This is a genomic window from Lapidilactobacillus wuchangensis (genome assembly GCF_003946645.1).
GTDB lineage: Bacteria > Bacillota > Bacilli > Lactobacillales > Lactobacillaceae > Lapidilactobacillus > Lapidilactobacillus wuchangensis.
Genome location: NZ_RHOU01000004.1, coordinates 22,672 through 34,906, shown reverse-complemented (window position 1 = coordinate 34,906; position 12,235 = coordinate 22,672). Strand labels below are relative to the sequence as shown.

Annotated in this window: 4 protein-coding genes; 2 read left to right on the top strand and 2 right to left on the bottom strand. The window is 40.9% G+C overall.

Annotation, left to right across the window (positions count from 1 at the left end):
* Window positions 1-109: 109 nt before the first annotated feature.
* Window positions 110-1,468 carry a C39 family peptidase gene (locus EKM82_RS04625; protein ID WP_125767147.1) on the top strand — a complete coding sequence of 453 codons (1,359 nt, stop codon included), beginning with the start codon at window positions 110-112 and terminating at the stop codon, window positions 1,466-1,468.
* Between the two features lie 125 nt (window positions 1,469-1,593).
* Here the strand turns inward: EKM82_RS04625 and EKM82_RS04620 are convergent, their stop codons facing one another.
* Window positions 1,594-3,933, bottom strand: coding sequence for an HAD-IC family P-type ATPase (locus tag EKM82_RS04620; protein WP_125767146.1), 2,340 nt, complete (start codon window positions 3,931-3,933; stop codon window positions 1,594-1,596).
* A gap of 264 nt (window positions 3,934-4,197) precedes the next feature.
* Complete coding sequence (locus EKM82_RS04615; RefSeq protein ID WP_164508108.1) at window positions 4,198-9,876, bottom strand: MucBP domain-containing protein; 5,679 nt, start codon at window positions 9,874-9,876, stop codon at window positions 4,198-4,200.
* A gap of 628 nt (window positions 9,877-10,504) precedes the next feature.
* Between EKM82_RS04615 and EKM82_RS04610 the strand changes: the two genes are divergently transcribed.
* Window positions 10,505-12,013 (top strand): gluconokinase, encoded by a 1,509-nt coding sequence (locus EKM82_RS04610; RefSeq protein WP_125767144.1) that lies wholly within the window; start codon window positions 10,505-10,507, stop codon window positions 12,011-12,013.
* Window positions 12,014-12,235: the final 222 nt, after the last annotated feature.

Here is a 12,235-nt window from a genome sequence, read left to right as displayed (position 1 = left end):
AATTAGTAAACTATTCACATTAAAACAGTAACCAGGCCCATTTTTAATATTAACGACTTTACTACAAATTAGTAATTAAGGAATAACTGGTTATTAAGGAGGAGCAACCATGGTTTTACGAAAAAAGAAGCTAATTATATATCTTACAATGCTTATTATGTTCCTATTTCCGCTTATAGGGTGTTCCAAACAGGAAAATCAATCAGCTAAAGCTGAAATAAACGCTTCAGTAAAAGCGCTAACTCGTTATACAAATATCGTTAAACAATTCTATACAAATAACCGACAGGAGCTAATAGTCGAAAATTTGTCATCCAAGGATTTTGCCCAAGCAAAATCTATTCTGAAAAGAATCAAGGTAAACCAATTAAACAAAAAGCAAAGAATTGGTTTAATTAGCTGTAAACAATCAGCTCAAATTGCAGAAGAAATGTTTGAACAGCAGAAAAAAGTTGAGAAATTATTCAATTCAGAAGGCTTAATAGACACAACGAAAGAACCGAGTAACCCCACCTACATTAATGGCAAAAAGAAATTCAATAAAATATTGAGGCTGAAATACAACGAAGCTAACAATCAGTATCAAGCATCAATCGCTGTTAACAAGCTTTTCGATGATAGTACTCAACAAGTAGTAATTGCTAATATAACACAACTCAGCATTGATCAGGCATTAAAATCAGTTGATAAATCTGAAAACACTATTTTTAAAGAAAAAATGCATCAAAAACTCAAATCAGCCACTACTCAGCTTGCTAACTTAGCTGAGAAAAAGGCCAACCAGGTCAAGACCGAAACTAATAAAGCTTCATCAAGTCAGACGGTAACGAATTCAACGTCACATTCCACCGATACACTCAGTGACAGTAATCACGATTCTCAGACTAACAACGATTCCCAAGTAAAGGAGCCTAATGAAGTCGCAAATAATAGTATTTTGCTGAATGTACCTTACATTAATCAATATCAGGTCGGCGAAATGGCCTGTGAGGCTAGTGCTCTACTTGAAGCACTACATGGCAAAGGTTATGCAACAAATTATAGTCTGTCTAGTTTTATTGCCACTATGCCAATTTCTAAAAGCGGTAATCCAAACGAGGGCTTTGGAGGAAGTTATCAAACAGTCGTTGCTAACGTATTCCAATCGATTTATCCCGCAGCATTGGCAAACTGGGGTAGTCGCTTTGGTACTGTAACAAATATCAGTGGAACATCATCTGAGGGACTAAAGACACAGTTAAAAGCCGGTCATCCAATAATCATTTACGTAACAATGAATTGGAGTAATCCACAATATCATCAATATTGGTGGGGTACTGGAATTGATAATAGTCATGTAATGACATTGGATGGCTTCAAAGACGGAGCCTATCATGTCGCTGATCCTGCTGGTGGCTTATATTGGGTACCAGCTAGTTCATTTGAATATTCCTATAACTTAACTCGTTATGCCGTCTCCGTGGGCTAATAGCAGACAGAAAAACATTCTTCACTAATAATATGTCTATGGTCAAGACCAATAATATTATTATGAAGAATGTTTTTTATGCTTTTTAACTTTTCGTTGATAACAATAAGCGAATAACGTACTCGCTACTTCCACTTAATCCTTGAGAAAACTCGCCGTCCCAAAACTTCGCGCATGAAGAGGAATAGGGGCCAGCTGATTAGCAGTAAGGCGAGGTAGAGCCAGCTGTACCACCAGTTAAGTGGCCAGATTGATTGCAAGGCGAATATTTTCGTGGCATAGAAGAAAGTGAGGATGAATAGCGCGAAGAGGGCGCCAATCATCACTTTCTTTCGTGGCACTAACGGATTGCTGATGGAAACTAAGGCACAGAAACCGATCAGGCCGATAGTAAAGACGGACAACGTTGAAGTGGTCGCAAAAGAATAATTTTGCCAGCGATCGAGGATGTTAATGCCCACCAGCAGCAAGATATCGCACAGGGCCGCAGGTAAGGCAATTTCCATAACATTGCGCATGAAGCGGCCAGCTGGTGGCGTGTAGTTAGGCTCCAGCGCCAAGAAGAACGTTGGAATACCAACAGTCAGCACGTTGATCGGTGTCATTTGTGAGAGCTGGAATGGATAACCAGTGCCAAGAATGATAAACAAAATTGATAAAACGACCGAATAAATTGTTTTAATCAAATACATCGAAGCGACCCGCTCCACGTTGTTGATCACTCGCCGACCTTCATTCAGCATATTGATCATCGAATCAAAGTTATGATCCAGCAGCACAAAATTAGCGGTCGCCTCAGCAGCATCACTCTCACCAGCCATGGCAATACTACAATCAGATTGGCGCATCGCCAACACATCGTTGACACCATCGCCAGTCATCCCCACAGTTTGACCATTAGCCTGCATGGCTTTAATCAATTCGGCCTTTTGCTGGGGCTTCACCCGACCAAAAACTTGATTGTCAGACACTAATTGCTGATAATCCGGGTTATCGCCAACCTGACTAAGGTCAACATAATGTTCACTGCCTTCGATTCCAGCCTGTTGCGCGACGTTAACGACTGTAACAGGATTATCGCCAGAAATAATTTTCAATTGTAGACCTTGATTGCGCAAGTAGGCAAACGTATCCTTGGCTTGCTTACGGACTTGATCAGCAATCAAGATTAATCCAGCCAACTCACGCCGCCCGGCCGTTTCAATGACCACCGCCAAAACCCGATAGCCAGCAGTCGTCGCTTGATCAATCGCCGCCTGCTGGTCAGCGCTGACATCAGTCAAGATAAACTCCGGTGCCCCCATCAAATAATGATGATCAGCAGTAACGACCCCAGAATATTTCCGCTCCGAAGAAAAAGCAATCACGTCTTGGACAGGTGCTGACAGGGCCTTTTTTTCTAGGGCTAGAATTGCGGCTGCAGTGGCGTTGGTCTCTTTAGTGGCTTGCACAATTAACGTGGCGATGGCGTCAATCTGAGCCTCACTTTGACCAAAAGGAATAACTTTCTTGACTGTTAACTGGCCGGTGGTGATTGTCCCGGTCTTATCCAGACACAAAGTATCCACCCGCGCCAAAGTTTCGATGGCATTTAAGGAGCGCACCAAAATATGGCGTTGACTCAATTTATACGCGCCTGTCGCCAAAGCAATTGATGTCAGCACCACCAAACCTTCGGGAATCATGCCAATGACCGAGGCGGAAGTGCCCAGAATAGCTTTCACTAAATCACCATTGCGTAAATAGGAACGGAAAAAGAGAATTAATCCCACCGGAATAATCGTGTAAGTCAGGACTTTGATAATCCGGTTAATAATCCGCATCAGCACACTGAGCTCCGGCTTGTCCTGACTAACAGCATTAGACAGCTGGGCCACAAAGCTGGCATGACCAACTTGGGTCAATTGAATATAACCTTGGCCAGCAATCACGAAACTGCCCGAGTAGGCTGGCGCACCCACTTCTTTAGAAACCGAATCAGATTCACCAGTCAAACTAGATTCATCGGTTTGCAAGCCCGTGGTAATGCGCACGATTCCATCGGCCGGCACAGTATTACCACGCTTCAACAGCACAATGTCATCTTCAACTAATTGATCAATCGGTATCGTCTGGGCATGGCCATCGCGAGTGACCGTTAGTTTACTTTCGTTAACCAAACTAATTTTATCGACAGTTAACTTGGAGCGAATTTCCTGATAGCTACCAATAATTAGGTTGATCAGCACTGGTCCCAAGAAGAACAGATTCTTATAGGCGCCAGTCCAAAAAATCAGAATCGCAATCACAAAGTTTAAAATATTAAATAATGTAAAAAAGTTATCAGCCAAAATTTGCGGAATTGAGCGTGAGAGTTTCTTTAATTGAACGTTGGTCTTCCCCTGTTCAACACGTTGTTTGACTTGCTCTGTGGTCAATCCAGTATGCAAATCTGTTGGCTGTTCAATCGGTTTGACTGTTTTCATCTACCCACAAGCTTTCGTATTGGTTACTCTAATTTGAATTTACCACAAATCACGACAATTACCGAATATTTCGGCCATATTTAGTTAAAAATTAGAGAAAATCCATCTAAAGGCCGAGAGAGATTCAGCCTTGACCAGCGTCATTTTCGAACCTGTTAAAATTAATTTTTTGTCCAGCAACCTGAGCGCAAAAAAAGAAATACCCGCAATGCGAATATTCCTTTTCCAAAATTATTTTATTTGTGTAAATAACTTTTCAACTGCTTAATCACGATAACTCTTCCGAAAATCAACAGTTGTGTAAATCAACAAACCAAACATTAAGAACATCCCCACAACGAATTTGATCAATGAATCATTCGTTGCTTCACTAGCTTGGGGCAACTTCTTCTGCTTAGTTGCAGCTGACTCAGAAGTCTTATTCTGATTAGCAGCATTGGTCTTATTTGATGAAGAACCATTCTGATCAGTGCTAGGCTTCTGGCCAGGTTCAGGTTTGCTTGGTTCAGTAGGCTTCGTTGGTTTTTCAGGCGAAGTCACAACTCGGTAGACATAGGTAACTGTGATTGCGTTAGCGCCAAATTGCCCCTGAGCATTCTTTGGCAACTGTGCTTTGACTAACTCATAGCCAGAGATTGCCAATTGATACTGACTAGTCGTGGCATCATAGGCCTTGCCAAACTCACCCTCGATTGTTTGATCAGCATGAATGGTCTTACCTGCTTGATCAACATACTTGACAGTGACTGGTTGAGAATTCTGTGTATAAATGTAAGTGACCGTCTGGGCCGCGTTCGTTAACTGGCCAGTGACATTCTTTGGCAACTTGCTTTCATCAAGCTCATAACCAACCTTACTTAACTTATACTCGGCAGTGCCGGCATCGTACTTGTCGCCAACATGACCATTGATCACCTTGCTGGATAAAATTTCCTTGCCAGACTGATCAACGTATTTGACCGTGACTGGTTTGGCGATTTCGTTGTAGATGTAGGTAACTGTCAATTCAGTCGTACCCAATACACCTTCGGTTGGCGTGTCATCTTTCATTCGATCAAACTCATAACCAGCAATTTCTGCCTGTTTTGTTTGATATGAATCACCAATATGACCAGTAATTGGCGCAACTTTTTTAATTTCTTTACCAGTTTGATCAACGTATTTAATGTTGACTGGTTTAGCGATTTGGCTATAGACGTAAGTAACCGTCTGAGCTGCGTTCGTTAATTGACCCGTGACATTCTTTGGCAACTTGCTTTCATCAAGATCGTAACCAGCCTTGCTCAACTTATAATCGGCCGTACCTGCATCGTATTTGTCACCAACGTTACCATTGATTTCCTTGCTATCTAAGATTGGTTTGCCAGTTTGATCAACGTATTTAACCGTGACTGGTTTGGCGATTTCGTTGTAGATGTAGGTAACTGTCAATTCGGTCGTACCTAATACACCTTTGGTTGGGGTATCATCTTTCATTCGATCGAACTTATAACCAGAAATCTCGGCCTGTTCAGTCTTATACTCATCACCAACATTACCTGTTATTGGTTTAACTGTTTTAATCGTTTTGCCATTTTGGTCAACATATTTAACGTTGACTGGTTTGGCGATTTGGTTGTAATGATAAGTGACTATGATAGGTTCAGTACCAAACTCACCGGTTGCATTAGTCGGCAGTTTAGTCTGGTCAAGTTCATAACCGGCAAATTCTTGACGATAATCAATTGTAGTGGCGTCGTACTTAGTGCCAAGATCAGCTAAAGGTAACTGCTTACTTGGTGCAAATTCATGATCATTTTGGTCAAGATACTGAACTGTCACTGGCTTGGCAACTTGTTTGTACACATAAGTAACCGTAATAGGGTCATTACTGTATTTACCAGCAGCGTTAGTTGGAATCTTGGCTTGATCTAAATCGTACCCAGGAATCGCTAATTGATATTTAGAATTATTAGTATCATAATCATCGCCAACAAAGCCTGAAAGCTTCTGTGATTCAACATTAGCGATTTCTTTGCCAGCTTCATCCACATATTGAACTGTTACTGGTGAACTAAACTTACGATAGAAATATTCAATCGTATCTGATGCATCTGAGAAAACGCCCTTAGTGTTTGTTGGCAGCTTACGAGAATCTAGTTCATATCCAGGAATAGTCAGTTGATATTCTGCCTGACTGGCATCATATTTTTCACCAGCAAGTCCACTTAAACGAGCACTGGTTAAAATATCCTTTGTCAATTCATCAATATAATTGATGGTGATTGGTGCTGCTAATTTATTGTAATAGTACTTAACGACTTGGTCAGCTGTCGTATATTTACCACTAGCATTATCTGGTAATGCTTGATTATCTAATTGATAACCTTCTATTTGCACAACATTTTCACTAGTGTCATAACTCTTGCCAGGGATATCTGATATTGTTTGATCAGCAAACAATTTATTGTTTTGGTGATCAAGAGACTCAATCGTTACCTTGGCGTATTTATGATAATAGAAAGTAATATCTTGCGGCTCTTTAGTAAACTTACCGATATAGCTCTCATCAGTCAGTCCAGTTGTCAAATAACTATCAGCCTTATAACCAGGAATTGTCATAAAGTACTTCGTTAAACCAACATTATATTCAGTGCCAATAACGTCAGAAAGCACTTGGCTGTCATACCCAGGAATCTTTTCTTTAGTTTCTGCATCAACATAATTGAGGGTAACAGTACCAAAATCTTCGGTATTACGCTCATTGTAAATAGTTAAAGGCGTATCTTTACCATCAGTAATCTCAAAATTTGCCGTTGGCGTTGTATCCAGAGTATAGCCATTTGGTGCAACACTTTCGACAGCATAGTAAGTACCAACCGGTAAATTGTAAGAGGTAACAGTACCACTAGCACTGGTTGCTGCCGTTTCATCAACTTCTTGCTTAGTAGTAGCATCATAGATTTTAAACTTGGCACCAGCCAATGGCCGTTGCTTATCTTGATTATCTAACTTAGTAATGTTCAGATTACCTTGTTCTTGATGAATACTAACTCGACTATTGTTTGAATCAAGATAGTTCTTCCCATCATCAGTTGATAGCGCAAAGCTGTTAAAAGCTTGTTTGCCTGGTAAAGTTAGATTGGATTTAGGTGCAATGACTGGCATTTGAATATCAATACCCTTACGTGCACCAATTGTTTGGCCGTCTTTCAGTACAATTTTGATCATGCGAACCTGACTATAATCTGCAGGTGTCAGAGTCCAACCATCCTTTGTATCATTTACCTCTGGTGTAGCATCCGGTGCCTCAGTTGAATAGTAAATATCATACTGATCAGTTAAATCCTTATGACCATAAAAGTAATCATCATAGTCGTCAACAACCTTGACTGGGCCTGTCAGTTGAACTGCAAATTCAGATTTTTCTGGTTCAGTCGTATCTGCTAAGCTGAACATAGTAGCATTAGCACCATCAACAAACGGCAACACATCTATTGCCCGAAACTTGCTAATTGCGGACGCGTTACTATTAAGAATCTTTAATTGATAGTTGAATTTCTCATCAGGCTGTAAAATGTTACCTAAATCTTCAACAAAATTGGTCAAGGTCAAGCTTGAAGTACTAGTGATTGACAAGCTTGCCGGCGGTGTGTAATTAAAACTACCTTCAGTATTAACACCACGTTTAGGATCCTGTGCTGTGTCAAAAAAAGTATAATTATTGTAATAACGACTGCTGACATCATCCATTTCAAAATTTTCATTAATTCGTGGATCATTAACATCTTTTGTAAAATAGTTGTTGTCAACAGCAAAGTAAGCATGAATATTATTGAGTGTATTGACTAACGTTTTAGTTGCCGTTGTTGGAATCGTAAAAATAACATTACCTGTCGTTTTATTATCAACATTGGGTATTCCGGTAACTAGAGTTTGTCCGTCAACATAGTTAGGCGTCACTTGAACATCATGTAAATTCTTAACTTGCGCTGATTGCCCTTCTTCATAAACCAATCCTTGTGGCAATAGGAAGTAAACTCGAGGATTCTTCATTGCCAGTTGATTAGGATTAGTAATTGTAATGCCGAAATCAACTAATGCAGTTGGACCAAATAATAAGTTGTAAGGACGAACTTGAACGCCGTTACCGATACCGCCGCCACGAGTAATTTTTGGTTGAACGGATTCTACACTAGACTTTTTCAGCTCAAGCAAATCAGCTGATTTAACAAGTTCTTCTTGTTCACTAATCTGTGTTTCTTCATTTACTGTGAAAGTCTTTCTGATTTCAGATGATGCTTTGAAGTCATCCACATCTTTCTGGTCCAAATGGCCACCAATGTCCAGATAGAACATCGTGTCCCAGGTATTATCAAGCGTTATCGGTCGGGCAAACTTGATCTCAATACTCTTGTACACCTTTCCACCCAAATCAATGCTTTCACCTAAAGCCAAGTTGTGTTTAATTGTCTGATTGCCATTTTGATCAGTTAAAGTGACAGTATTATTTTGCAGTTCCTGCTGTACTAGAGCAGACATATTATTATACAGATGGTAGAAGCGTAGTTTAGTTAGATGTAAACTACCATCATCCAAATTAGGCTTAACCGTAAATTTCTGAATGGTCGCTACATCGCCCTCTTCAAAATCACTAATTTGAATTGGCGTGATTTTAAAGTTATAAGTAGTCGCGTCGCTAACCTGATCTTGAATAACATCTAAACTATTAACCTCAGTGAATCTTGGATCACTATTCTTATATTTAGAATATACTGCGTTAACATCGGAAATGTAGGATGTTTTACGTTGTTTGAAAATATAAACATGATCCTCTGCCAAATAATTCTTCGGATTATCATTAACAAATCCAGTTTGAAAATGAAATGGTATTTTCTCTTCGGCTTGAATATGACTACTTAAAATTGGATGAACTATTAATTTACTTGGATAAGTGTTAGATAACTTATGGTTAGTATGATAAGTAGCAATTCCGGTAGTTGCGTTATAAGTCCAATCAGGACTTTGAGCCGCATCAAAAGTCACCTTATCTTTGGGTAAAGTAACATTAATAAAGAACGGTGAATTAGTTGATCCCGGATCTTCATAAGAACCGTACATGTACGAAAAACGTAGCATTCGAGAAATATCCATATCTTGTGACTTATCTAGTGTCATACCGTTCCAATTTTCTTTTTTTAGGGTGACACCACCATCAGTAAAACCAGTTAAAATTTCAACTGTGTATGGTAGAAAAACCTGATTTTGACTAACAACTTCTGTACTACCAGCAGACTTATAAATCGTCTGAGTAATAGTGGCTTTGGTCCCTACATCTTGGCTGCCCGCTAAAGCAACATAGAACGGTAGTTCCGCCTTAGAACCGGCACCAACTGTTTTCAGCTGGTATTTGATTAAATAATTATCAGGGTCACTATCAGCGTCGATATCAACAACCTTGTTAGTCATATAGTCCTGACCAGCCGTAAAGTCAGTGATAGCCGGTGGCATAAACTGCTTTTTCGGCAATTTAATAACAACTTCACCACCGGTAAATGGTTGAGCTTGTCCAGAATTACTGATTAATAATTTCAATTGCACGGTCCGATGTGCTTCAAAAGTCGTTTCTGAATCAATCGAGCCATCTGTAAAAATTAGCTGTGAAGTTAGACCAGTACTGGTATCGGCATTGACTGGTGCGATATCCGACTTTTGAGTATCGGCTGCCGGCGTCGGCAAGCTATTAGTGGTCGCCGAACTACTGGAACTACTGCTTGCTGAGTCTATATTAGTTTTGCTGGTATCAGTAGCTGGAGTTTCCGCTGTTGCCGGCGTACTTTGCTTACTTACTGTGCCCGTCATGTCCGTCGCCGCTTGTGCAATTTGTGGTGCTGCCCATGCTTGTGTGGCTAGTGGCAAGACAACGATCAAGCTCATTAGCAGAGCTGTTAATTTCTTCCCCATGTTCATTTTCCCCTTTGTTTAACCTGTATAGTTAACATTATACCCGCTGTTGACGTTTTTACGAGAAATGTGAATACACACTGTTAATAACTATTTATTAGTTATTAATTTTATACCTCATTATTAAATCTATTGTTTGTGATTGCTGGTTCATACAACATTTTTTACATTTTTTGCTACAAAAAAAGTTCTACAATCTTTAAGTAACTTTGCATTACTCACGTCTTGTAAAACTCAGCCGTACTGAAAATAAATAGAACGCTCAGCCGCCATTCGACTAAATGTAAGTAACGAATGACGCATCCCAATATAATTTTGATAACAAGCACAAATTTAAAGTAACAACTTCAATCCCCCGACTAGAAGCGTTTACTTATTTATCAAAGAGTAATATATCAATTAATAAATCATAATGCAAATATAATGTTTGGCCGCAAATTATACATTCTTGCTATATAAATGCCATACTTTATCGCATACTAGTCAAACTGTCGACCAACTTGGCAATTATTTAGCGTGGCAACTTTTATAATGGCAATTGTCGGCTATGCAGGTTACGCGATTGCTTGCATCTACCTATTAAATTCACTAAACTTAACTTAATATGACGCGCTAAGGAGGCACCGCAATGATTATTGGCCTTGATGTTGGCACCACCAATACGAAAGCTATTCTCTTCGACGATACTGGTAAAGCTTGGGCCAGTGCAAAAAAGGGCTATTCACTTGATCAACCCCAACCAGGTTATGCCGAGCAAGATCCGGCAATAGTTTTGGCAGCGGTCAAACAAACCGTTCGCGAAATTGGCCGTCAAGCTCAAACCGCCGGCTGGCCAATTGAAGCCTTGGCAATTTCAACGGCAATGCACAGTGTTCTATTATTAGATCAACAACGGCAACCATTAACGCCGATCATCACTTGGGCTGACAATCGCAGCGCGGCAATTGCTGCTGAATGGCAACAAGGGCCACAAGCCGCGGTCATTTATCAACGAACTGGCACGCCAGTACATCCCATGACGCCCCTTTGTAAATTGCGCTGGCTGCAATTGAATCAAGCTGACCTTTATCAACAGGCAACTTATATCAGTGATTTGAAAAGTTATTTGTGCTGGCAATTAACGCAGGAATTCGTGATCGACACTTCATTAGCTAGCGCCACCGGCTTTTATAATTGGCAACGTGAGACTTGGGACGACACGCTGTTGGATATGCTGGCACTGACGCCGGACGAACTACCACACATTGTGCCGATTACCCAGCAGTTAACCTTGACTGAACAACTGGCTCAAGAATTGCATTTGCCTAAAAGTCTTCCTATTATTGTGGGTGCCAGTGATGGTGCCCTGTCGAATTTAGGCTTGGCGGCTAGTCAGTCTGATCAAATCGCGCTGACCATTGGAACAAGCGGTGCCGTCCGGATGATCAGCAGCAAACCTCACTTAGATCCTGAAGGTCGCTTGTTCTGCTACCAGCTCCGCAAAAATCAGTGGTTGATTGGTGGCCCAGTTAACAACGGTGGCATTATTTTACAGTGGGCCGACCAGAACCTAGCCACAACCACCACCAAAAATTATCAACCACTTTGGCAAGTCGCTAGTGAAAGTCCCGCCGGCGCCCATGGTTTATTGTTTTATCCTTATCTCAATGGCGAGCGGGCGCCACTTTGGGACGCTGCCGCCAGTGGTAGTTTTATTGGCCTCACTCAACGCCACCAACGTTCAGATTTATTGCGGAGCGTTCTGGAAGGCGTCACGCTGAATTTATCCGTGGTTTACCAACAAATTATTGCATTAACAGGCCCAGTCACCACGATTCACGCGGCCGGTGGTTTTGCCCGTTCAACTTTGTGGTGCCAGCTAGTGGCAGATGTTTTCGACCAAAACGTCATGATTCCCACGCAAGTTGAAAGCTCTAGCTTAGGCGCGGCTATTGTTGGTTGGCAGAGTCTGCGCCATGATCCTACTTTCGGCATTCCGGCGCAGTCAGAACAAACTTATCAACCGCAACCAGCCAGCCAGAAAGTTTACCGTCAATTATTACCGCTTTGGAAAAACATTGGTCAAAGTCTTACGCAACAATATCAAACCATTGCCAACTGGCAACAAAACTTAAATGACGAACAACCAAAAGCCTGATGCAATCAGGAATTAAATCATTAATCGTCCGCTACTAAGGCAAGCAATTCTAGCTGAACTGCTTGCTTTTTTGGTCGCAAAAAAGACTGACTCAGGCAGCCAAGATGGGATTTTCTATGCTACACTTGATGAAGTCTAAGTTTCAAGACAGCAATTGCAAGGTGATGATAAGCGCACGACTTATGGCCTAGCCTGCTGTGATTGGACTGCTAAATAGTTATA

Coding starts and splice junctions, on each gene's coding strand:
- EKM82_RS04625 (WP_125767147.1), top strand. CDS start 110: ATGGTTTTACGAAAAAAGAAGCTAATTATATATCTTACAATGCTTATT.
- EKM82_RS04620 (WP_125767146.1), bottom strand. CDS start 3,933: ATGAAAACAGTCAAACCGATTGAACAGCCAACAGATTTGCATACTGGA.
- EKM82_RS04615 (WP_164508108.1), bottom strand. CDS start 9,876: ATGGGGAAGAAATTAACAGCTCTGCTAATGAGCTTGATCGTTGTCTTG.
- EKM82_RS04610 (WP_125767144.1), top strand. CDS start 10,505: ATGATTATTGGCCTTGATGTTGGCACCACCAATACGAAAGCTATTCTC.